The organism is Weizmannia sp. FSL W8-1119 (assembly GCF_038008605.1).
GTDB lineage: Bacteria > Bacillota > Bacilli > Bacillales > Bacillaceae_C > Weizmannia > Weizmannia coagulans.
On the sequence record NZ_JBBOZL010000001.1, the window covers coordinates 480,297 to 502,368 of the forward strand.

Genomic DNA, 22,072 nt, shown 5'->3' on the forward strand with positions numbered 1-22,072 from the left:
CTCTTATTCTTTTCGGAGACTGCCGCTTTTGCTTCTCGTTTTCGCGTAAGCAGCAATCAGCAATGTTCCGATGATGCCGACAGTCACCATGTTGGACACGCCCGCGACAATGCCTTGCAAAAATACTTTGTTGGCAGGTTCCGCGTAGATGAGGATGTCGAGCAAAGGGGCAACAAGAAACCATCCGATTGCCTGGGCAATGACCTGTACGATATTAAACAGAAAAATCTTTTTGCCGTTTAGAATGCCGGAATCGATGTCTATTTTTTTCGAAACAAGGCCGAATAAGAAGCCGACAAGGGTGGAAACGATCACCCAGCTCCACCAGATAGATCCGTAGGAAATGGCATCCTTCAACGCGTGCCCGATCAGGCCGATCAGCGCGCCTGCAACCGGGCCGTATACAATCGACATAAGGGCAAGAAAAGCATAAGACGTTTCAATGGTTGTATTCGGGATGCCGGTTGGGATGGAAACAAACCTGCCCAAAATAATGAAAATGGCAGCGCCAATCCCAATTGCAACAATTGTGACGATCGATCTTCTGTTTGATTGCATGTCGTGATTCCCCCTATTTTTGATAGACAATTTTCGGCGCTTTCCGGATGGTAATGTTCCATTTGATGCCGGTATCGATATGGTAGGCTTTTGCGAAAGAGCCCTGGTTGATGGCGATGCCGAGTTTGTACAGGGAATTGATGTATAAAAGCGGTTCGCCAATATGGCTGTCGGCAAAAGAATGGCCGAATGTCATAATGTTTTTGTAGTGCTGGCGGGATTCGTTAAAAATCGTGACTTCGAACGAATCGCCGTAGTTGACGTCCAATTGTCTGAACAAGGAAGAATCGATATTGGTCCATAAATTGCCGAAGCGGACATCCAGCGTGTCGATCGTGCCTGTAATCACGCCATCCTGAAGCTCCGGTGCTTTTCTCGGCAGTTCAATAATGGAGCCAGCCGGGATTTCCGGCCCGATTTCTTCAAAACGGATCACCCCGGCAGCCAGTTTCGCGCCGGTGTAGGCGTACACATCCCGGCCGTGAAACGTATACGATTCTTCTGAATGCGGGAGCCGGTTGGCGGTTTCATCAATTTCTCTGGCGGCCACAATGGTGTCTTTAATGTGGGTCAGGGTGCCGTTATCCGGTGTGATGATGTACTGGCCGTTTGCCGTTTTGGCGGCAATACTGCGCCGGTCGGATCCGACACCGGGGTCGACCACGCTCACAAACACGGTATCCGCCGGCCAGTAGGAAATGGTCTGGTACAGCCGGTAAGAAGCTTCCCAAATATGATATGGCGGAATTTCATGGGTCAGGTTAAAGATTCGGAGCGCCGGGTCAACCGAGATTGCCACCCCGTTCATCGCGGCTACGGCGCCGTCGCATAATCCGAAATCTGTTTGAAGTACCAGTGGTTTTGTCATGTCAGTTCCTCCTTGAATTTTGAAAAATAAAAAACCACGCCCCTACACGATAAGGGCGTGGTTTGAATTCACGCGGTACCACCTTCATTCACTGTTTACTCACATAAACAGCCTTAGCCAGTACGGGAGCCTGCAATCTCCTTATACTGCGGCGCTTTAACGGGCGCTCTTCCCGCCGGAACCTACTTGCAGCTAAGCTTTCAGCACGGAACTCCAAGGCCATTTTTCCGATCCGTCCTTTTGCTTCTTTTCAGCAACCGAAGCTCTCTGTGAAAATTCGTGGACCGTACTTTTCCTTTTCCTCGTTTTTGGAATGAACTTTGAATTCATTATAGGATTAATCATTTGAAATTTCAAGAGAAGATTTTAAATTTCCTGCCTTTTTCATCAAATGCCGTCTTCCAACTCCGGGTCGTGCCGTTTCCGGTTTGTTGCAGATGAAAACGGCACGGTTTCGCTGCTCCGCGTAAAGCGGTTTTGCCATTTCTCATTCCCCTTTTTGAAACGAAGGCTGCCGGAATACCGGTAGCCGTTCTATTTAAATCGTTTTTAAGCATGCAAAGAATAATTTCTTCTTTTCTTGCCGATTTCCTTTTGAAAAGTGCCATTTGTAAAATTTTTTTGCCGGATCAGCATGATTTATAATGGGAAAAGAGTTGCTGTTTGGAGGAAAAAGGGAAAAGGTTGCATGAGCGAATAGTAAAATGAAAAAAGGGTGGTCCGTGATGAATGAAGAAAAAATGCGTTTTCCATTAAGCCCGCAGGCCGATCCGCAGGCTGTTATAACAGGGGAGCATTACCGGTTTACCGTGCTGACGCCGAAGCTGATCCGCTTGGAATACGCGGAAAACGGCGTATTTGAAGACAGGGCGACACAAACCGTGCTGAACCGGCAGTTTCCGGTCCCGGCATTCCGGAAGCTGGAAAACGATGTTTCGCTTGAAATCATCACCGAAGCTTTCCATCTGCACTACCTTAAGAAAGGCCCGTTTTCGCCGAATGCGCTTTTTATCGATGTGAAAAGCAATTTTACAAATTACAAGAACCGCGGAAGGCGGCTTGCAGATTTGGCAAATGAGTTTTGAAAGGAAAGTGCAAGTATAGAAATCGCAATCCAGACAATCCGGAACAAAGCCGGGGAGGTTATTGCCATCAAAAAGGAACTTGCAGCGGGGTAATCCCGATTTGGAAAACGGCACGCTTGCTGGTTGCGGGTCAACCGGCAAAATCCGCCTTAACCTGTCGAAAAAAGACAAAATGAGAAAGGAAATCAGACTGCCTGCTTCGAATATCTTTATAGAAGAAGAGAAATTGAGGGGGAACCAAATGGACCGGATTGAACAGCTTGAACAAAGAGTGGCCGTTTTGGAACAGGAAGTGGCAACATTAAAAACTGGCCTTGCGGCGAAACAAGGAAACCGGCCGGCCAAAATGGAAGCCGGTCAAAGTACCGTGCCATCCACCACCGGCACGCCGGATAAACGGGTTGAGAAAACCGCACCGCGCCCCCAAAATGCTGAAACACCGGTGCAAAATGCTGAAATACCGGTGCAGAAAACGCCGGTTCAGGCGAAACCGGAACCGGTTGATTGGGAATACCGCCTTGGGAGGGTGTGGCTGCCGAGAATTTTTATTTTCGTGCTGCTTCTGGGCATCATTTTTGCCTTTACCATTGTGGCCATTGCGGGGACGGAACTAATCAGGGTTTTGCTCGGTTTTGGCGTGGCCGCTGTGCTGTACTTTTTTGGGGAGAGACAGATTAAGAAACAAATGGTGGCACTTGGAACCGTGCTGCTGTCCGGCGCCGTTTCCGTTGCCATTTTGACGACGTTTGCGATGCATGTTTTGTACGGCATGGTACCGCCTTTTGTTGCATTTATCGTGAACCTGGTCTGGGTCGGGATCGGGATGTTTCTTTCCGGCCGGCACCGTTCGGAAGCCATGGCGATTTTAACCGCATGTGCCGGATATCTTGTGCCGCTTTTGGTAGAAGGAAGGGAACATGCCGCCCATTTTGTTATTTGGTATGAAACGGCATTTTATGCGCTTTTGCTCTTGTTTGCCGTCCGGAAAGCTTACAAAGCGCTGTTTTATACGGCAAGTGGGCTGTGGCATGCCGCCGTTTTTATCCTTTATATCAATCTTTTGATCAATCAAGTTGGTGCAGGGATCTCGTATTCTGTTGTGCTTGGGGCGATCATTCAGCATGCGTTGCTTTGCTGGGTTGCTTTTTACAAGAAGGGAATAGGAGAGGCAACGGTGCCGGTCTTATTCTCAAGCTTTGTGCTGACAACCGGATGGGCTTATAGTACGCTGGAGGAAGTGCCGGGCATATTGCTGCAAGCATCGCTTCAACATGCGCTGTTTAATCTATACTTATTGGCCGCTGCAGTCGCTTACGGCTGGTTTGCCTACTACGGCCGGGAAAAACAAAACCGGGAGCAGATCTCTGTCTCCATTTCCATTTGTACAGTAAGCGTTGTTTATTTCCTATACCAGATTTTGCCTGATCATGTGCTAAATCTTGCCGTGTATTTTATTGTAGCCACGGTCGCCATTTATCTTGGCTTTCATTTTAAAGCAGTCATTCAGCAGGTTATCGGGTTATTGCTTTATATTTTTACAACTTTTCAATTATTTTCCACCGCATGGATCCGGGATGTGTTCAGTGCGGAGACTTTCGTGTGGCTTGTTGTGATCGGGACGATGCTGTTTTTCTACCGGATGCTGGCTGCACCTTCGTTGAAACAGGAAGGTCTGAAAAACTTTATGATCGCCGTAAATGCCTTTTTTCATCTTGTTTTTCTTACCCAGCTGGCAGGTGCGGTTGCAGAAAGCTGGTCCGTCAGCCTGCGGATGATGCTCCAGTCTTTTGTCTGGATGGTATATGCTGCAGCTGGAGTGGCGCTCGGGGTTTGGAAAGACAATAAGAAGATCCGGCTCGCGGGGATGATCCTGCTTTTGATCACGCTTTGTAAACTGATTTTTGTCGATATGCATACCGTCAACCTTTTCATCCGGACGATTTTGTTTATTGCGCTCGGGACAGTCGGGTTGCTTGTGTCAAGGCTGTTCTATGTGAAAAAAATAGTGTTTTATTGCCTTGCACCTATCACCTGAAAGAAGGCAGGTGATAGGTGCAGTTTTTTTTAAAAAATATGGCTGAAGAGGCAAAAAACGGTGAAATGAAAGCGCGATCATCCTTAAAAAGGGGCATGACAAGTGAAAGTAGAATTGGAAAATGGAAAATCAACACAAATTGCCAACTTTATGTACGGGCTGAAACTGGTACGGAAACAATCGCGTTTCCGTCGTCGGTTTATTGATATGTTACAGGAGCGCGCTATATTGGTCGATCAAGACCGCATTGAGCTATTAAAAGAGCACTCAAAAAAAGATGAAAACGGAGAACCCATCATCCACGACGATACCTACGACGTGAAAGATATGAAGGCATTTAACGAACCTGAATCCGTGACGAAATTTCCGCTTAAAGGCAAACAAATCGCATAAAATTTAGTATAATTGGTATATCAGACAAATTAAATTCATTCCACATTCAGGTGATCTCATGAAAAAGTTTGTGATAGAACCCACAAAAGAATGAATTGTTGCCCAAGCTGGCTTAGCGATAGTAGGAAATTTACTAAATCAAACGAATTTAGTTTCCAGGTTGAATGTTTTTTGCAAGAAAAAAGTGCAGAGTATTGCAGTATATAAATTCGTTTATACCGCATAAAAATTCAATCTGAATTCTCGCTATTAAGGGCTTGACATGGAGCCTCTGCAGCCATGATTCTTTTGCCAAGCGGCCAGCTGTAACAGATTTGGCAAACCCAAACAGGTTATCATGGCTACCCCTCCATGTAAAGCCCCTCTGCATAACCATTTGCATAGAAATTTTGCACATCTCTGCACTTTAATTTTGCAATAAACAGGTTGAATGCCTATAAACTCCCGGATATCTCCCGGTATCCGGCTTGCTTCAATGGCGATGTGGCTAAATCTTATATCGGCTTGCTTTGCCAGGGAAAAAGTGATTATGACAATATTGAAACCTTCCGTGATGATGCTTTTTTTGCACTGGCTTTGGATATCCAGAGGGTTCCTTCCAGCCCGACTCTCAGGCAACGATTGGACCAGGCCGCCTTGGTGGAAAAATGGAAAACGATCTTGCACGAAGAATCGCTGGATCTGATTCGCCATACAAATGCGGAAATCAGCCCGGTTTACGCCAAAGACAAGCCGTATATCCCGGTTGATCTGGATGTCTCCCCTTTCGATAACTCCAAGACAAAAAAGGAAGGGGTAGAAAGAACCTATAAAGGCTGTGACGGTTATGCCCCTATGTTCGCTTACATGGGACAGGAAGGTTACTGCCTGCATGTTGAGATGCGAAAGGGAAGTGTCCACTGCCAAAAAGGTACACCAAATTTCATCCAGGAAACCATTCAATCTGCCCGGAAACTAACAGATCAGCCATTGCTTTTCAGGCTTGATTCCGGAAATGACAGCCGGGATAATCTCATTATTCTCCTAGAAAACCATGCAAGCTTTATTATCAAACGCAATCCCCGTAAGGAAAAAGCTGAGGACTGGCTGTACATTGCCCGAAAATATGGGATCTGTTGTGAAGAACGGGAAGGAAAGAAGGTTTACCTTGGATCCATCCCCGAAACCATTCAAATTAAGGACCAGGAGCGAAGCATCCGAAAAGTTTTTAAAGTGACCGAAAGAACCATCTCAAGAGACGGACAAATTTTTTTAATTCCCGAGTATGAATTTGAAACCTACTGGACGGACCTTGAAGTGCCGCCTCATGTGGTGATCTCTCTTTATCATAACCATGGCACTTGCGAACAGTTCCATAGTGAAATTAAATCAGAACTGGATCTCGAACGGCTGCCGTCAGGCAAATATGAAACGAATGGCCTTGTGCTCCATTTCGGTGTATTTGCGTATAACCTGCTTCGCTTGATTGGACAAGAAAGCTTGAAAAAACAAGATACGCCATTGAAAAAGAAAACAACAAGAAGAAGAATCCGAACCGTCATCCAGAATATGATCACACTGGCCTCAAAGCTGGTTTTCCGTGGCCGGCAATGGAAATTAAAAGTCGCGGAGACCAACAAATGGTTACCGGTCTTTACTCGTTTGTATCAAGCCTTTTACTAAACATCCCGATCAATAGACTACTAGGAAAAAAGAAATAAAAAACGAAAACTTGCAAAAAATGGAAATTTGCAGATTTATTTGGCGTGCACAAAAACGAATGAAACAGGGAAATTTTTACATACTGAATCACTAAAAGTGCATTTATCGAATAGTCGGACACCACTATATCCTTACTCTTGGGAAATCTACCTATTAACGGCGTTTGTTATATTTTCGTCACGGATTCAGGAGTTACTTTTAAAAGGTGGAGATGAAGTTATTGATGCAGCTAGAGCCTTCAAAATTATTGATTCTGCCACTGCAAGAACATTTAAAAGCAATAGTGTAAAGATAGGGAATTTTTTGAAGAAGTTTGAAAATGCAGGGGCCAACGCAGCTAATGAAGTTCGTACTCAGCTTCCTGTATGGTTTAAAGATAACACAAGGGTTAGCAAAGGAGTAGCTGAAAATATATCAATCGCTGTAGCTTGGGCAATTCACGGTGCTGATTGGTTATTTTTTTAGGAGTGAAATAGTATGGAAAATGAAACTGTTAGTGAATGGTTAGGAAGTAAAGGATTATCTAATACTGATATTGATTTCATTGAAACAATTTTGACTTTCACATCCACAGCAATTGTACTAGAGTCTAAAACAGAAGATATTAACAAAAAATTTCAAGCGACTTTTCCGGAAAAGAAAGCAAAAATCATGCCTGATTTAACCTACCAACAGTTTGAAGAAATATTACAAGATAATGGTTTGTCAGTCAATTTAAGCGAACTGTTGAAAAGGTTTAGCTCACAAGGTATTTGTGTGGAACTCTGTGAAAAATTGTTAAGAAAACAAGATGATAATTAGGGCTTGCTGAACGAATCAAATTTGGTCAGATACAAGCCAAATTCCGATTATCAAAATATAAAATAGTGTTGTGTAAAAATTAAAAAAAAGAACCCTGAGCTTGCGCTCCAGATTCAGTATGAAGAATTGAAGGGCTACTACTGTTTCGCTGGTCTCCTGAAGGCGTGCTCGAATAAGGCCCAGCCCATACTTGCGCTTGCCTTCGCCAAATTTGCCTTCAACGGCATTACGTTCAGAGGCATCCTGCCTTGCGACGCGTTCCAAGGTTTTGTCTTCCGTTCTGGATGGGCGTCCTAACCTTGGCCCACTCAGACGAATGCCAAGAGATTTGCAGTATGCCAGATTATTACGGTTTCGGTAAATTTTATCTGCCAAGATCGCTTCCGGATAAAATCCGAACCGGTTGTAGTAGTTTTCAACAGATTCCTTGAGAGTGGTCCCTTCATTGTAATTTTCCCAGTCGAGGTGCTCAATCAAGGCATAACCATCTACGACACTGATGGCGACTTTTGAACCGAACTCCACGTTCGCTTTTGCCTTGCCGCGCACAATTGGACGGACATGTGGCTGGGAAATGCTTACAATCCGGTGGTCAACCCGGTGTGTTTTCTTTTTGTACATTTCTGCCTGTTGGCGGTAAAGTTCATGAATCACGAGAAGTTGCCTGTATTCATCTTTGCTTAAAAGAGACAGAGAGCTTTGGGAAACAAGATTTTTAATGATCTCCAGATCTCGTTTCACATATCCGAGCTGTTTGCCTACAGCTTTCCGGATTTTCCGGGCGCCAGCTTTACGTTGCTTAGCGACAGAAAGATAGTCCTTGCGGGCTCTTTTTCTGTAGGTCCGTGGCTTACGTAATTTCCCTTTGTGTGGTTCATGCAGGACATCAATGATATGTTCCAATTTCTCACGGGCTTCGTTCAACAACCCGAGGTCTGTAGGGTAAGCAATATCAGCCGGTGCACAGGTTGCGTCCAAAATGAGCTTTCCTCTGTTCTTCGTTTTGGGAGAAGCCGATTCAGTTGAATGCTTTTCTGAATCGGAACCGGAAGGCTGAAGATCGCCACGATCATGATCATGATCATTACGATCTTCATCATCATGATCGTCATCGTCGTGATCCTGATCATCATTGTTGTCGTTTTCCTTAGATGCTTCTTCCAATTGGCGTTTTTGTTCTTCCAGAACGATCCATTCATTCAGTTCGTTGATGATATTTGCGCCCAAACGTTTTCTAAAACGAGTCATCAGAGAATGGTCGAATGGGGCTTTTTCCTGGAATTCAGGCAAGCCGATAAAATACTGAAGATACGGGTTTTCTGTGATCTGTTCGACTGTTTCCCGGTCAGACAGCCCAAGCCGTTCTTTGATATAAAGAGCCCCAAGAGCGATTCTGACAGAATAAGCCTTTTCGCCTTTGAATTTCTTCTTGAAGGACTTGGCATACTTTTCTTCGGCCATCCACCAAGGAATCATTTCAGCAAGACGGACCCAGCGATTTTCTTTATTTCATTTCCCACCGAATGGTAGAAAAAAATCATCTACAAAAGTTAATTGATGTTCGGTCTTTTTGTACATCGTAACAGCCTCCAAGTGCAAGGTTTTTTACGTGTTTCCTTTGAAATCCTTACACTTTATATTCGACAAAAGTAGCCAAAATCCTTGTCAAATCTGGAATTTTTGCTTATTCAGCAAGCCCTAAAATGGAACTTAGAGGATCTGATCGGGAAAAGGGGCAATATATTTACACTTGTCCTGTATTTCATCCAAATGCCAAGCAAGAAGGTCTCACCTGCCCGCTAGCGAATCACGCGGAATGTTGTAATGGGGCAGCACAAGGAAGAGTATTTAGGATAGACTTTGATCAAACGCCTCAAGTAGATGTCGAGTTGCCGCAACATGGTCGCACATTTGAAGTGTTATATAGTGCCAGGACGATCATCGAAAGAATCTTTGGCATTCTAAAAGACGGATACAGTCTCCGTCGTGTTCACAAGCGTGGGAAGCAGGCAGTTGAAGCTCATGTAGATCGATGCATGATATCTATGCATATCATGGCAAATATGGCGTACCATCAGACAGGAAAGGCCAATTGTGGATGGACACGCAATCGGCTGCAAAGAGCAAATTAAGTTATTCACAGGTGGATATGTGAATAACTCAAATGAACGTTTTCTTTCCACAAAGGGTAGTGAAAAAAACCATTTTGTGAAGGCGGGATACGTATGCCCTTTTTTTGAGAGCCCTTGCCAAAATGCTATATCCCCTGAAACTGTAAGCAGTCAGACAATTAAAGGTCGTTGATTTATTCCACTAAAGAAAAAAGACGTTTGTAGGAACATTATGACAAATGTAAAAAGAAATTGTGAGTTTTTGATTTTAATGGGGTAAATTTATTTATTATAAGTGTCTAAATTTTTCCACTTTGGTCGGTTTTGGGCGGGTTTCAATAGATTAGGCTACTCATTCCTGTGGTAAATATTGTAAAACGGAAAAGGATGATTTTTTTTGAAAAAAAAGAGCCATGAAAGCCACTCCTTTGTTAAGATATAAGTACGACCAAATATCCAGGGAGTGATTTCATGACTATTTCTATTCTAACACAAACCAGAGACTTTTCAATACAACAAAATTTGATTCCCCACAATTGGCAAGACTATGCCGATATACCATTTGTCATTCCAGCCATGTGTTTCCCATGGGAGATTTTTAAGCCGATTGAACGAGAATACTACACCCTTTTATATTTGCACCTAAAAAATGAAAGAGCACATGATCCTTCTAATGAAATACAACCGGCACTATTTTCAATAACGGAGGAAGAAGACAAGTCTGCGTCTTCATTATTTCATCTCCCTTCCACTGGGAGAAAACCGCATCCTTTCATGCCCTTTTTTCGTGCTTTTGAACTGGCCTCTTTACAGTATATTGAAGTGATGGTGGAGAGTGTCTATTTGCAAGTGAAATCAAACCCGCTATTTGCCACCATGTGTGGATTTACGGAGAAAATTCCGAGCTACCGTTCCTTTGCTCGTTTTGATCAAATCATGACAACAAATGGTCTTTGGGAAAAAGCCCGGCTATTGGTTGTTGAATATAATAAAGGGGAAGGCGTGGTTGAAACGAATGAGGAAGCAGCCGCCGTGGATACATCGCATATAGAGGCAGAAGCAACCTTGAATAAAACAAGGAAGACGTGTTCTTGTGAGGGTGATTGCGATTGCCCCAAAGTCCTTACGGACGACAATGTAGGGGTAATGCGTAAAAGTAATGCAGTCTCCTATATTGCGCATAAATTATCAATGGTGTGCGGGGTGAGATCCGGTTTGCCTTTGACGCGGGAAGTATTTAAAGGAAATACACCCGATGGGAAAACATTAGAACCGACATTGGAAACGTTTAAGGCAGAGCACCCCGAGATGGCTGAGCAGTTGAGCTTTATCCTGGCAGATGGAATCTACCAAACGCCGGAAAATCAAAAAGTGACAAAGGATGTATTACAGGCGAAATTGGTGGCACCGATCAATCCACGGAACCGTAAAGATAAACCAACTACCGCCCGGGGGATTGAAAAAATCAACCGGTACGGCACTCCCATCTGTATCAGTGGACATAAAATGGAACTTAGAGGATCTGATCGGGAAAAGGGGCAATATATTTACACTTGTCCTGTATTTCATCCAAATGCCAAGCAAGAAGGTCTCACCTGCCCGCTAGCGAATCACGCGGAATGTTGTAATGGGGCAGCACAAGGAAGAGTATTTAGGATAGACTTTGATCAAACGCCTCAAGTAGATGTCGAGTTGCCGCAACATGGTCGCACATTTGAAGTGTTATATAGTGCCAGGACGATCATCGAAAGAATCTTTGGCATTCTAAAAGACGGATACAGTCTCCGTCGTGTTCACAAGCGTGGGAAACAGGCAGTTGAAGCTCATGTAGATCGATGCATGATATCTATGCATATCATGGCAAATATGGCGTACCATCAGACTGGAAAGGCCAATTGTGGATGGACACGCAATCGGCTGCAAAGAGCAAATTAAGTTATTCACAGGTGGATATGTGAATAACTCAAATGAACGTTTTCTTTCCACAAAGGGTAGTGAAAAAAACCATTTTGTGAAGGCGGGATACGTATGCCCTTTTTTTGAAGAAAAATGACCGTTTTACTTCTATTGAATTAAAAATCTGGATGTAAATTGAAAATCTGGATGAAAAGGCAAAAAAAATCGGGATAATTAATTTTCCAGAGCCTCGCTCAAGGGTATATTTTTATTTTGGCAGAGGCTCTGAAGAAAAATGACCGTTTTACTTCTATTGAATTAAAAATCTGGATGTAAATTGAAAATCTGGATGAAAAGGCAAAAAAAATCGGGATAATTAATTTTCCAGAGCCTCGCTCAAGGGTATATTTTTATTTTGGCAGAGGCTCTTAGCATTCACAAGGCGGTGTTAAAAAAATTTGAGGATACCGAATATGAGGGACAGCAATCGGAAATCTATGATTATCTATGTGACCAGTTTGGAGTAGATGACGAGGAAGACGAAAATGATGAAAAAGGAGTGGATGAAAAATGAGCGCTAAAATCCAATTTACAAATATTAACCTTGCAAAGGACAATGACGGAAATATTACCGGTGCAACGGTTCCAGTAACGGTGACATCTCAAATTGATTCGGCGTATTTTTCGACATCTGGCACGTATACCCTGACACGTGATGAGTTGACCAGTACCGGATTCGATATGGAAAAATTTGAAAAACTATTGTCACAGAAAACGGCGGAAAATCTATCCGCCATGGTGAACGACATGACGGCAGATAATACAGCAGAACAAGAGACAAATTAAAAACACATTTCTGCCCATCTTATGATAAATTAATAGTATGAAAAGAATATTTTTTATTTCCATAGTCTGCATTTTTGTTTTTAACCTGATGGGCTGCTCTTCCGCGGTTGCGAAAAAAGAAAAAAAGGAAACACTTATTATTGCTCACAGAGGAGCAGATGACCGGGCACCTGAAGAAACAATGCCCGCATTTAGGCTTGCCGTCAATGAAAAAGCTGATTATATTGAGTTGGATTTAAGGGAAACAAAAGACAACAAACTCATACTGATGCATGATCCAACTTTGGACAGAACTACAAATGGGAAAGGGGATGTAACACGTTACAGTTTGAAGCAAATCAAAAAGTTGGATGCGGGAAGCTGGTTCGGTAAAAAATACAAGGGCCAACGTATTCTTACCCTTGAAGAACTCATCAATCAGTATGGATCGAAAACAAATTATTTTATTGAAACCAGACGAGTCGGCAATGAATTAAAAATGGAGGAGCCATTGATCAGGCTTCTGAATAAAAAAGGCCTAATTAAGAAAAAGAAGGTAATGATTGAATCTTTTTCGGCAAGAAGCCTTGAGAAAATCCATAAATTGGATAGATCAGTTCCTCTCGTGCAACTAACGCTTTTTAAAAACAAAAAAGACTTCACTGATCAGAAAACAAGAGAATGGAGGAAGTACGCTGTTGGCATTGGCTTAGATGCAAAACTGGCTGACAAAAAATTAATCCAAAAAATGCACCAAAACCATTTGAAAGTATATGTATTCTTCTTTGATTCTAAAAAAGAAAAAGCAGAACAAAAAAGAGTCATAGAAGATGGAGCTGATGGCGTTTTTACAAATCATCTTACTTATACAAAGGCATTACTGAAATAAGCATCCGGGTGGGTGCTTTTTTTATTGCATGAAAGAAGGAAGAAGTGCTCGCTTTTGTCGTGAAGAAGCCGGGAGACGAAACGTCAGCGCAGGATTTGGCCACATATTGCCTCAAGCATCTCGCGAAAAACAAAGTGCCGAAAAAATTTGTCTTTCTAGATGACCTGCCGCGCAACGGGGTCGAAAAAATTTTAAAAACGCAGCTGAGGAAACAAGCTGCCGATTTGCAACCGTAATGGCGGTTGTTTTTTTGTGCAAGCGCTGTGTCCGGCATAGAAAAAGGCTTTTACAGGAAAAATAGCGGCGAAGCGGGCGCCGCTACCTGTTATTGGAGTTGTGCCGGGACAGAAGATGTGTGATAGAAAATATTTTCCCTTGTTAACTGAAAGTGCTGCAAAAATGCCTCAAAATAAGCTTCAAACGGTTCCCCATTACGCACAAGCCTGTCGAGGTGCTTGGCGATGCCGACAATTTCGGAAATCACAAGTTGCGGGTTCTGTTCTAGATTTTTCCGGAAATAAAAAATTTCTTCGTAGATCATTTCGTCCGGCGCCACACCCCGCTTTACAGCAGACCGCGTTTTTTCTTCGCGCTCGTAAATTTTGTTGATATACCGCTTCAGCAATTCTTCATATGTTTTTCTGTCCACCACCCCTTTATGGTGGGAAGTGATGAAAATTTGCGCATCTGTTTCCAACGTGGTTTTCGCGGATGCGATAAAGGCGTCAATGTCAGAGTCGGCGTTGTTGTACCACGGTCCGAAAGAGGCCAGGTCAAAATCGCCGGCAAACAGGACACCGTGTTCCGGAAAATACGGGCAGCAGTATCCTTCCGTATGGCCGGGCGCATGGATCATCAACATTTTCGTCCCATATACATTGAGCTCTTCCCCGTACGGATACCATTTTTCCGTAAGGTTCAGCACCGGCTGCCAGTGCGGGCGATTCCAGTTTTCAGGCGGTTTCTCAAACAGCTGCTTCATCCACTTTTTGCGGCTCTCCGGGTCGGCCGGGCTCAGCATACCGCTCGCTTTTGCCAGCTCTTCAACATCATTCAGTTTTTTTACATCATATGGATTGATTTGAATTTCGGCGTCTTTAAACAGGTACGCGCCCCAAATATGGTCCAGATGGTAATGGGTCAAATAAACAGACCGAATGGCGTATTCCTTTTTTATTTCATTTAAAATTTGAAAGCCGCTGCCGCAGTCAACCAGCGCCGCCCCCTGCCCGCCCTCGACGAGAAGCGAGGTACTGAACGGGACACGGCTGCCGTTTTCCCCCGGAATGACGGTAAGCGGCCCGAATTTCGTATATGCCATGGGTAAGGCCCCCTTTAAAATGAATGATCATTCATTTTTCTTTATTATAATGAATTTGAACCATTTTGTCTATTGCAAAAATACCTTTAACAATCTTCCCATATACGCTCTCATTGCCTTTTCCAAATCATAACCCCCATCATGCAAGCACCAGTCATACGTGACGCCCCGTGCTGCAATGAAGAGGTACTCCGTGATTTTTTCTGCAGGCATATCACGAGCCATCTGATGATTAGCCAAAAACGTACAAGAAGAGCGTCGGGAAATACCTGGTATAGTGCCGAGAAAAACGTGAGATATACGGAACAAAATCATCCTTGAGTTTGCGGGCATTCATTGGTATAGTAAAAATAGCACATTAAATTTTGACAACTTTCAATATTAAAGGGGAGTAGAAATGATCGAGTTTAAGAGCGTTTCTAAAGTTTATCCGAATGGGACACGAGGGTTAAACAATGTGAACCTGACGATACATAAGGGTGAGTTTGTCGTAATTGTCGGTCTTTCCGGCGCGGGAAAGTCTACATTACTGCGCTCAATTAACCGACTGCATGAAATCACGGAAGGTGAAATTCTGATTGATGGCAAGTCGATTACCGCTGCCAAGGGAAAGGAACTTCGTTATATCCGCCGTAATATCGGGATGATTTTCCAAAACTTTAACTTAGTGAAACGTTCTACGGTACTGCGTAATGTGTTATCCGGCCGTGTTGCCTACCATTCAACCCTCCGAACAATCTTGGGTCTGTTCCCGAAAAAAGATATGGATCTTGCCATGGATGCGTTGGAACGTGTAAATATAAAAGAAAAAGCGTATTCGCGTGCAGATGAATTATCTGGTGGGCAGCAGCAGCGCGTTTCGATTGCGCGGGCGCTTGCACAGGGGGCAAAAATCATTCTAGCAGATGAACCGGTAGCGTCGCTCGATCCGCTCACCACAAAGCAGGTAATGAATGACCTCAAACGGATTAACCAGGAGCTGGGGATTACAACGGTCGTAAATCTTCACTTCGTTGATTTGGCGAAGGCCTACGCGACAAGAATTATTGGCATCCGTGCCGGGAACATCGTGTTTGACGGCCCCGTATCTGAAGCGACAGATGATGTTTTCGCTGATATTTACGGCCGTAATCTGAAGGATGATGAGCTATTAGGGGGTGCGTTGTAATGGATGTAATCAGGCGGAAAAGAGTGGCAAGGATAAAGACAAGCCTGACCATCCTTTTCCTGATACTTATCATTTGGGGGAGCGCGCATACTACACAAGTCTCTTTGGCAGCATTGTGGGCAGGCCGCAGAAACATGGGGTCGTTATTGAATGAAATGTTCCCCCCTGACTGGCATTACTTCAGTTCCGTCACCAAGCCGATGCTTGCTACGATCCGCATGGCGATTTTGGGGACAACCTTTGGCGGCATCGCAGCGATTCCTGTTGCCCTGCTTGCATCAAGCAATGTTGTGAAAATACCGGTCATCTACCAAATTGCCCGCGTCATGATGAACTTGATCCGGACGCTGCCTGAGCTGCTGCTTGCCGCATTGTTCGTACCGGTTTTCGGGATCGGTGAAATACCAGGAATATTTGCGTTGGCGGTTTTTTCATTCGGGGTCATCGCCAAGCTTTTCTATGAATCGATTGAAGCGATTGACAGTGGGCCGCTTGAATCCATGACAGCGGTGGGCGCCAATAAAATCCAGTGGATCTTTTTCGGAGTAGTGCCGCAAGTGACGGCAAGCTATATGTCGTATTTCCTTTATAGTTTTGAAATTAATGTTCGTGCGGCAGCTGTTCTGGGGTATGTCGGCGCTGGCGGAATCGGACTGTATTTAAATAATGCCCTCGGTTTTTTCCAATATAACCAAGTGCTCACGATCATTTTATACACGTTTGTTGTCGTTCTGATCATTGATGGCTTAAGTAATCGGATAAGGGAGAAATTAATATGAGGGGTCAATCGGATTTGGTAAAAAAACCGCTGCTGAAGAGGATCAAAACATGGGCGATTGTGCTGATTGTCGTTCTGATCTATGCATGGGCATTCGGCAGTGCACCCCATCTTGAATTAAAAGATACGGCGGCACAGGCATTAAAAGCGATCATTCATGGGTTCATCCACCCCGATTTCGGCTATATTTATGATCCGGACGGGGAAGATTTGTTGCATGCTCTCCTTGAAACATTAGCAATCGCGGTTTTAGGGACATTTATCTCGGCAGTTCTATGCGTGCCGTTTGCGTTTTGGGCAGCGCGGAATATGAGCAAGTATTATGTCGTTTCCACGCTTGGAAAAGTGGTTTTAAGCAGTATTCGCGTATTTCCGGAGCTGATTATGGCACTTTTGTTTATTAAATCGGTCGGGCTTGGCGCTTTTGCCGGGATACTGGCACTTGGTTTCCATTCGATCGGGATGCTTGGAAAACTGTTCGGAGAGTCGATTGAAAATATGAATTTTTCTGCCAGAGAGGCGCTGATCGCATCGGGTGCAAACCGGATCCAGGTGCTGTGGTTTGCAATTCTGCCGGAAGTCATGCCAGCTTTTATGTCATACACGCTGTACCGGTTTGAAATTAGCGTACGGTCGGCGGCAATTTTGGGAATTGTCGGTGCCGGCGGAATCGGTGCACCGCTGATTTTTGCTTTAAACGGCCACTCATGGGACCGGGTTGGAATTATTCTTTGGGGTATTATTATAATGGTTACGATAATCGACTATATTTCCGGATCGATCCGCAAGCGTTTGATATAACAAGCGGTTTTTTCGATAAACATGGACTGTTCAATTAGGATAATAGATAAAAGAAAAGGCTGCCTGCAGTGCTTTATTAACGCCCTGCAGGCAGCCTTTTCATGCGTTTTCGTGCTTATTTTCCGATTTTCTGGACTTTTTCGCTGTATTCTCGAACAGTATCGAAGTTCGCATCGGATGATTTTTTATAGCCGACATGTGTGTAAATATCTTTGATTATTTTTTGACCTTTTGGATCATTTCCAATTTTGATAAAAGCGTCAGTGACCTTGTCTTTCCACTTTTTAGACATATCCGGCCGTACACTAATCGTGTCATTTGGAATTTTCTCCGTCAAGAATAAGTAATGCGTTGTTTTATAAATATTCGGGTACTCTTTTTCAACAATATTACGGGCATCGACAAAGACGGCAGCAGCATCAACGTCACCCGACATCAGCGCCTGCACGCCTTTGTCATGGCCCTGCAGTTGGACGCCGGTTACATCTTTTTGCGCATCGACACCGGCTTTTTTCATTTCAACGGCCGGCCATACATACCCCGCAGAAGATGTTGGTGACTGCCAGCCAATCTTTTTACCTTTTAAATCTTTGATGCTTTTAATGTTAGAATCATTTTTAACAAGCATGCCGGAATAATAGTAATCCACTTTTTCCGAAGTGGGTTTTCCGGTTTTCGGATCCACCCCGTAGCGGAGCGCCTGTAATAAGACATCTGCATAGTGTTTTTTATGGGCAAGCACATAATCCGTTGGCGGCAGGAATCCGATATCCAGCTGCTTCGAACCCAATGCTTCCACAATACTGTTGTAATCCGTTGTCACTGTTACGGTGACCGGAATGCCGAGTTCTTTTGACAATAGTTTCCCCAGCGGTTTAGCTTTCGCTTCCAATGTTTCGGCATTCTGGGAAGGCACAAAGCCGATTTTCAGTTCTTTAGGTGTATAGGAACTGCTGCTGGAGTGGCTGCTATTCCCTGATTTTTCCCCGCTACTCCCGCAACCGGCAGCCAAGGAGGAAGTCAGTCCTAAAACGACAAACAGTGCAAGAAACTTTTTCAGCATACATTTACCCCCAATTTTATCATGATGGATTCACCTTCACTTCCAGTTTCTATTATATACTACATGGAAAACAAAATAAACGAAATTTTAATTGTTATCCTGAAATATTCATAGCTACAAATCCCATTTGATAAATTTTGTTAAAATTAGTTGAAAATAACGGTATTTAATTAAGAACCGTAGCCAATTCATAAAATAACTGAATTTTCAATAGAACAACTCTGGTATTTTGGGCATACTTGCCCCTTGACTGAAAAATTTATTTTTTCAGTTATGAGAAGTATTCTATTGGTCATTCCAATTGTAGCTTTTGAATTCGATTCAGTACATCCCAAAAGAAATTTTGATACACAAAACTCGATGATAGTTTGAAGTAAAGGGATCTGCCTGATTTCACGACTTTACTTGCCGCTTTAATTAACCGAGTACGTATCGTATCAATTTGCATAGTTTTTTGACCTTCCGGAAAACAAAGAGTTCGTAACCAATTGGTCAAATTATATGCAAGAAGTGTTAACATCATTTTTACTTCGTTCACTAGAAAAGCGTGGCTATTCATATGATCAAAGTAAAAGCCATTTTTTGCTTCTTTGATATAGTTTTCCATCGTCCCTCTTTTTTGATAAGCTCGGACGATATCTTGAGGAAAAGCTAATTCAAAGTTAGTAACAAAAAAGGAATGGGTAAAGAACAGCTCACCTGCAGGACGTACCGATTGAATAATCACCCTTCTTGGTTTTGACCATGATTTTGCTTGGTAAATCGTTTCTTCATAATAGGTTTCCGTCTTGGAAACATCTAAAGGTGCGGAAGAAGGATGGTATTCCTTCGCTAAACTTTGTAGTTGTGAATTCGATTTCAACCGAATAATATACAAAACAGATTCTTCTTCACACAGATCGTATAATCCCGGAACAGCAAACCCGCTATCTCCACGAAGAAACAGGGTAGTTTCCGGAAACATTTCGTTATAATGTTTAATGAGAGGCCGAATAAATTCCACCACACCATTTGATGTATAAACATTTCCGGGACGGAGTTGTGCTTTCAAAAAGTCACCAGTCGCACCATCAAAGGCGACTAATGGATGAAAACCCATCGTGCCATAATGAGTATTATATGACGAAGATTCTTGGTCCCCATATGTATCCGAATGAGTCGAATCCAAGTCGATAAATAACTCTTTCGATTGTCGAAAACAATGAATCTTATCAAGCATTTCTTGGTTAGCCAGATTTAATTGTTCAATTGAATCTTTATCAAATCGTGTATAAAAGCGAGACAAACTGGGCTGGGAAGCAAGTGTTGGAGTTTCAATGATTTCCTTAAACACAGGATCATGAGTCAACTGATCAGCCGCATCATCTTCCGCATACCCGGCAATGAGTTGATAGACTTTTTGACGTAACAAGTTTTCATTTGAATGAAGATAATATTTCCTTGAATCGTTAAGTCTCAAGTACTTAACTAAAGTCTTTGAAAAACCAATTTTTTCATCGAATTCTCTAAAAAGAAACTCACCTGTATCGGAGGAAAGAGAACCTCCATCATTTGACAATTTAATTTTATGATTGAAATCAAGTGTTTTTTGCGTTAAAGTAACCATATAAAGAGTCCTTTCTGTTTGGTTTTTGTTTTGGTTACTTTAACTTTAACAGAAATGGATTCTTTTTTCATTTTTTTAATGAATTACAATAAAGCCGAAAAGGCTTGGTAATCCATAAGTTATAATAAGTTTCTGAATTTCTGTGAATAATTCAGGTTGTTTATAAATGTTTTAACAACGCAGAAAAAATGGGGATTTTTGAACATACATGGAAAATGTAAAAGAAAAAAGCTACAATGTGGATAATGAGATGTCGAAAAGAAAGGAAATAGGGATGAAAACATTTGAGCTGGTGATACTTGAAACAAGCGATATTCATGGAAATATTCTGCCGATCAATTATGGAACAAATGAGGAAGCGGCTGTTGGGTTGGCAAAAATCTCCACTTTGGTCAAAACAGAACGCGCACGGCAAAAGCACGTGCTGCTTCTTGATAATGGAGACCTTATTCAAGGGACGCCGCTAACCTACTATTATGCAAGGATTGATTCAGAAGGTCCCAACCCGATGGTGCTTGCTGCCAATTCGTTGCAGTACGATGCAGCCGTGCCGGGAAATCATGAGTTTAACTATGGGCAAGCGCTGCTCCTGGGGGCGGTGAAGGAATCCCATTTCCCGTGGCTGTCCGCCAATATTTTAAACGAGCAGACGAAAATGCCTTATTTTGGGCGCCCCTATATCATAAAAAGATTCGCGGAAGGATTGAAAGTGGCCGTACTGGGATTGACTACTCCTTATATCCCAAACTGGGAGCAGCCGCAGCATATCAGCGGGATGTTGTTTGCCGACCCTGTTGAAACGGCAAAACAGTGGGTGAAATTTTTGCGTGAAAAAGAACAGGCAGATATCGTCATCCTCTCTTACCACGGCGGATTTGAACGGGACTTGGACAGCGGCGAACCGACAGAAGACTTGACAGGTGAAAATCAGGGTTACCAGCTGTGCCAGAAAGTATCCGGAATCGATGTGCTTTTGACCGGTCATCAGCACCGGATGATCGCTGGAAAAGCAATCAACGGGGTGACGGTGGTACAGCCAGGCAATAACGGCAGGGCGGTAGGAAAAGTTGTATTGCAATTGGAAAAACAACAGGGACACTGGCGCTGTGTTCAGAAGACATCAGAACTTTTGTCTGTTGAAACAGTAAAAGCCGACCCTGCGATTATTTCTCTTGCCAAACCATATGAAGAGGCGACACAGGCCTGGCTTGACCAGCCAATCGGTAAAATTGAAGGGGATATGCTCGTGCATAACCCGATGGAGGTCCGCTTGAAAGATCATCCCCTGATTGAATTTATGAATCGCGTGCAAATGGAAGCGACTGGGGTAGACATATCATGCACAGCACTATTTGATAACCAGTCGCCAGGCTTTCCTGAAAACGTGACAATGCGGGATGTTGTTTCCAACTACATTTATCCGAATACCTTTAAGGTTATCCGAATTACCGGAGCAGATATAAAAGCGGCACTTGAGCGTTCGGCTAGCTATTTTAAGATTAGTAACGGCGGGACAATCGAAGTCAACCCCGCTTTTTCGAACCCAAAACCACAGCATTATAATTATGATATGTGGGAGGGCATCGACTATGTGATCGATCTGTCAAAACCAGTCGGCAAACGGGTTGTTAAACTCAAATACAAAGGAAAGCCCGTTGATCCGGCCGCCGAATATGATGTCGTGATGAATAACTACCGGGCCGGCGGTGGCGGTGATTATTTGATGTTCAAGGGTAAGCCTGTTGTAAAAGATGTGCAAATCGACGCGGCCGAACTGATCGCCAACTACATTTTAGAACGGAAAGTGATTCGGGCAACGGTGGATCACAATTGGAAAGTGATTTTTTAAAGAAAGTGTATGTCACATGGCCAAAATGGTAAAGCCCAATGCGATGCGGCTGCTTGATGACCATAAATGCCCATACGGCTGTCACTTTCAATTCCACTAATGGACTGTGTCGTGACTTTTCTCAGAAACGCGGTAGCCAAAAGCCCACAAAAAGAGTATCGAGAAATACCCGGTATAGTACCGACGTGATATAAAATAGAAGGCTGAAACTTTTTACACTTTTTGCGATTTTGATTATAATAGGCTTTGTACATTGTTTATTGCAAAATTAAAGTGCAGAGATGTGCAAAATTTCTATGCAAATGGTTATGCAGAGGGGCTTTA

At 43.4% G+C, this 22,072-nt stretch carries 22 protein-coding genes, 1 pseudogene and 1 other annotated feature; of the genes and pseudogenes, 16 read left to right on the plus strand and 7 right to left on the minus strand.

Annotated elements, in window-relative coordinates; genetic code table 11:
* Positions 1-3 precede the first annotated feature (3 nt).
* The 3 genes from NSQ19_RS02260 to NSQ19_RS02270 all read right to left on the minus strand — a co-directional run bounded on the left by NSQ19_RS02260 (position 4) and on the right by NSQ19_RS02270 (position 1,910).
* Entirely contained in the window at positions 4-558 is a 555-nt protein-coding gene (locus tag NSQ19_RS02260) for an ECF-type riboflavin transporter substrate-binding protein (protein ID WP_340702292.1), read from the minus strand.
* Positions 559-571: 13 nt separating this feature from the next.
* The gene (locus NSQ19_RS02265) at positions 572-1,426 is read right to left on the minus strand and encodes an SAM hydrolase/SAM-dependent halogenase family protein (RefSeq protein ID WP_013858410.1); all 855 of its coding nucleotides are present in this window, start codon (positions 1,424-1,426) and stop codon (positions 572-574) included.
* A 48-nt stretch (positions 1,427-1,474) separates the two neighbouring features.
* Positions 1,475-1,738 (minus strand) — a binding site (T-box leader).
* A 25-nt stretch (positions 1,739-1,763) separates the two neighbouring features.
* Positions 1,764-1,910, minus strand: coding sequence for a hypothetical protein (locus NSQ19_RS02270; protein ID WP_017552432.1), 147 nt, complete (start codon positions 1,908-1,910; stop codon positions 1,764-1,766).
* Positions 1,911-2,151: 241 nt separating this feature from the next.
* Here NSQ19_RS02270 and NSQ19_RS02275 point away from each other — a divergent pair, with 241 nt between their 5' ends.
* The 6 genes from NSQ19_RS02275 to NSQ19_RS02300 all read left to right on the plus strand — a co-directional run bounded on the left by NSQ19_RS02275 (position 2,152) and on the right by NSQ19_RS02300 (position 7,441).
* Positions 2,152-2,511, plus strand: a complete 360-nt coding sequence (locus NSQ19_RS02275) for a glycoside hydrolase (RefSeq protein ID WP_340702293.1) — start codon at positions 2,152-2,154, stop codon at positions 2,509-2,511.
* A gap of 100 nt (positions 2,512-2,611) precedes the next feature.
* A complete protein-coding gene (locus NSQ19_RS02280; protein WP_340702294.1) occupies positions 2,612-4,546 on the plus strand; it encodes a DUF2339 domain-containing protein in 1,935 nt (644 codons plus the stop codon).
* 102 nt (positions 4,547-4,648) lie between these two features.
* A complete protein-coding gene (locus NSQ19_RS02285) occupies positions 4,649-4,939 on the plus strand; it encodes a hypothetical protein (protein ID WP_340702295.1) in 291 nt (96 codons plus the stop codon).
* Positions 4,940-5,338: 399 nt separating this feature from the next.
* A complete protein-coding gene (locus NSQ19_RS02290) occupies positions 5,339-6,601 on the plus strand; it encodes an IS1380 family transposase (RefSeq protein ID WP_445684497.1) in 1,263 nt (420 codons plus the stop codon).
* A gap of 66 nt (positions 6,602-6,667) precedes the next feature.
* On the plus strand, positions 6,668-7,105 hold the full coding sequence (locus NSQ19_RS02295) for a hypothetical protein (RefSeq protein WP_340702296.1): 438 nt from the start codon (positions 6,668-6,670) through the stop codon (positions 7,103-7,105).
* A gap of 12 nt (positions 7,106-7,117) precedes the next feature.
* Complete coding sequence (locus tag NSQ19_RS02300; RefSeq protein ID WP_047185753.1) at positions 7,118-7,441, plus strand: hypothetical protein; 324 nt, start codon at positions 7,118-7,120, stop codon at positions 7,439-7,441.
* A gap of 25 nt (positions 7,442-7,466) precedes the next feature.
* On the opposite strand, the pseudogene NSQ19_RS02305 reads toward NSQ19_RS02300, so the two are convergent.
* A pseudogene (locus NSQ19_RS02305) lies at positions 7,467-9,019 on the minus strand (IS5 family transposase).
* A 125-nt stretch (positions 9,020-9,144) separates the two neighbouring features.
* Here NSQ19_RS02305 and NSQ19_RS02310 point away from each other — a divergent pair.
* The 6 genes from NSQ19_RS02310 to NSQ19_RS02335 all read left to right on the plus strand — a co-directional run bounded on the left by NSQ19_RS02310 (position 9,145) and on the right by NSQ19_RS02335 (position 13,398).
* Positions 9,145-9,573, plus strand: coding sequence for a transposase (locus NSQ19_RS02310; protein WP_236579010.1), 429 nt, complete (start codon positions 9,145-9,147; stop codon positions 9,571-9,573).
* 450 nt (positions 9,574-10,023) lie between these two features.
* Positions 10,024-11,487, plus strand: coding sequence for a transposase (locus tag NSQ19_RS02315; protein ID WP_340702297.1), 1,464 nt, complete (start codon positions 10,024-10,026; stop codon positions 11,485-11,487).
* A gap of 376 nt (positions 11,488-11,863) precedes the next feature.
* Complete coding sequence (locus NSQ19_RS02320) at positions 11,864-12,022, plus strand: hypothetical protein (RefSeq protein WP_340702298.1); 159 nt, start codon at positions 11,864-11,866, stop codon at positions 12,020-12,022.
* Positions 12,019-12,294 (plus strand): hypothetical protein, encoded by a 276-nt coding sequence (locus NSQ19_RS02325; RefSeq protein ID WP_013858419.1) that lies wholly within the window; start codon positions 12,019-12,021, stop codon positions 12,292-12,294. The genes NSQ19_RS02320 and NSQ19_RS02325 overlap by 4 nt, the downstream gene beginning before the upstream one ends.
* Positions 12,295-12,331: 37 nt before the next feature.
* The gene (locus NSQ19_RS02330) at positions 12,332-13,162 is read left to right on the plus strand and encodes a glycerophosphodiester phosphodiesterase family protein (RefSeq protein ID WP_340702299.1); all 831 of its coding nucleotides are present in this window, start codon (positions 12,332-12,334) and stop codon (positions 13,160-13,162) included.
* A 44-nt stretch (positions 13,163-13,206) separates the two neighbouring features.
* On the plus strand, positions 13,207-13,398 hold the full coding sequence (locus tag NSQ19_RS02335) for an AMP-binding enzyme (RefSeq protein WP_041818730.1): 192 nt from the start codon (positions 13,207-13,209) through the stop codon (positions 13,396-13,398).
* Positions 13,399-13,487: 89 nt separating this feature from the next.
* Here the strand turns inward: NSQ19_RS02335 and NSQ19_RS02340 are convergent, their stop codons facing one another.
* On the minus strand, positions 13,488-14,483 hold the full coding sequence (locus NSQ19_RS02340; RefSeq protein ID WP_019722143.1) for an MBL fold metallo-hydrolase: 996 nt from the start codon (positions 14,481-14,483) through the stop codon (positions 13,488-13,490).
* 397 nt (positions 14,484-14,880) lie between these two features.
* Between NSQ19_RS02340 and phnC the strand changes: the two genes are divergently transcribed.
* Genes phnC through phnE (NSQ19_RS02355) form a run of 3 tightly spaced genes read left to right on the plus strand, consistent with a single transcriptional unit; the run spans position 14,881 to position 17,230 of the window.
* Complete coding sequence (gene phnC / locus NSQ19_RS02345) at positions 14,881-15,651, plus strand: phosphonate ABC transporter ATP-binding protein (protein WP_029142746.1); 771 nt, start codon at positions 14,881-14,883, stop codon at positions 15,649-15,651.
* A complete protein-coding gene (phnE, locus tag NSQ19_RS02350) occupies positions 15,651-16,430 on the plus strand; it encodes a phosphonate ABC transporter, permease protein PhnE (protein WP_013858423.1) in 780 nt (259 codons plus the stop codon). Before phnC ends, phnE (NSQ19_RS02350) begins: the two co-directional genes overlap by 1 nt.
* Positions 16,427-17,230 (plus strand): phosphonate ABC transporter, permease protein PhnE, encoded by an 804-nt coding sequence (phnE, locus tag NSQ19_RS02355; RefSeq protein WP_013858424.1) that lies wholly within the window; start codon positions 16,427-16,429, stop codon positions 17,228-17,230. Before phnE (NSQ19_RS02350) ends, phnE (NSQ19_RS02355) begins: the two co-directional genes overlap by 4 nt.
* Before the next feature lie 115 nt (positions 17,231-17,345).
* Here phnE (NSQ19_RS02355) and NSQ19_RS02360 read toward each other — a convergent pair whose 3' ends face one another.
* Together NSQ19_RS02360 and NSQ19_RS02365 are read right to left on the minus strand one after the other, a co-directional pair.
* Positions 17,346-18,293, minus strand: a complete 948-nt coding sequence (locus NSQ19_RS02360; protein WP_029142613.1) for a phosphate/phosphite/phosphonate ABC transporter substrate-binding protein — start codon at positions 18,291-18,293, stop codon at positions 17,346-17,348.
* Between the two features lie 292 nt (positions 18,294-18,585).
* On the minus strand, positions 18,586-19,899 hold the full coding sequence (locus NSQ19_RS02365; protein WP_017554688.1) for an IS1380-like element ISBco1 family transposase: 1,314 nt from the start codon (positions 19,897-19,899) through the stop codon (positions 18,586-18,588).
* Positions 19,900-20,107: 208 nt separating this feature from the next.
* Between NSQ19_RS02365 and NSQ19_RS02370 the strand changes: the two genes are divergently transcribed.
* A complete protein-coding gene (locus tag NSQ19_RS02370; RefSeq protein WP_340702300.1) occupies positions 20,108-21,748 on the plus strand; it encodes a bifunctional metallophosphatase/5'-nucleotidase in 1,641 nt (546 codons plus the stop codon).
* Positions 21,749-22,072 lie beyond the last annotated feature (324 nt).

Bases quoted from the DNA above. Each gene is read 5' to 3' on its own strand.
- NSQ19_RS02260 (WP_340702292.1), bottom strand. From the start codon at position 558: ATGCAATCAAACAGAAGATCGATCGTCACAATTGTTGCAATTGGGATT.
- NSQ19_RS02265 (WP_013858410.1), bottom strand. From the start codon at position 1,426: ATGACAAAACCACTGGTACTTCAAACAGATTTCGGATTATGCGACGGC.
- NSQ19_RS02270 (WP_017552432.1), bottom strand. From the start codon at position 1,910: ATGGCAAAACCGCTTTACGCGGAGCAGCGAAACCGTGCCGTTTTCATC.
- NSQ19_RS02275 (WP_340702293.1), top strand. From the start codon at position 2,152: ATGAATGAAGAAAAAATGCGTTTTCCATTAAGCCCGCAGGCCGATCCG.
- NSQ19_RS02300 (WP_047185753.1), top strand. From the start codon at position 7,118: ATGGAAAATGAAACTGTTAGTGAATGGTTAGGAAGTAAAGGATTATCT.
- NSQ19_RS02310 (WP_236579010.1), top strand. From the start codon at position 9,145: ATGGAACTTAGAGGATCTGATCGGGAAAAGGGGCAATATATTTACACT.
- NSQ19_RS02315 (WP_340702297.1), top strand. From the start codon at position 10,024: ATGACTATTTCTATTCTAACACAAACCAGAGACTTTTCAATACAACAA.
- NSQ19_RS02325 (WP_013858419.1), top strand. From the start codon at position 12,019: ATGAGCGCTAAAATCCAATTTACAAATATTAACCTTGCAAAGGACAAT.
- NSQ19_RS02330 (WP_340702299.1), top strand. From the start codon at position 12,332: ATGAAAAGAATATTTTTTATTTCCATAGTCTGCATTTTTGTTTTTAAC.
- NSQ19_RS02340 (WP_019722143.1), bottom strand. From the start codon at position 14,483: ATGGCATATACGAAATTCGGGCCGCTTACCGTCATTCCGGGGGAAAAC.
- phnC (WP_029142746.1), top strand. From the start codon at position 14,881: ATGATCGAGTTTAAGAGCGTTTCTAAAGTTTATCCGAATGGGACACGA.
- phnE (WP_013858423.1), top strand. From the start codon at position 15,651: ATGGATGTAATCAGGCGGAAAAGAGTGGCAAGGATAAAGACAAGCCTG.
- phnE (WP_013858424.1), top strand. From the start codon at position 16,427: ATGAGGGGTCAATCGGATTTGGTAAAAAAACCGCTGCTGAAGAGGATC.
- NSQ19_RS02360 (WP_029142613.1), bottom strand. From the start codon at position 18,293: ATGCTGAAAAAGTTTCTTGCACTGTTTGTCGTTTTAGGACTGACTTCC.
- NSQ19_RS02365 (WP_017554688.1), bottom strand. From the start codon at position 19,899: ATGGTTACTTTAACGCAAAAAACACTTGATTTCAATCATAAAATTAAA.
- NSQ19_RS02370 (WP_340702300.1), top strand. From the start codon at position 20,108: ATGGAAAATGTAAAAGAAAAAAGCTACAATGTGGATAATGAGATGTCG.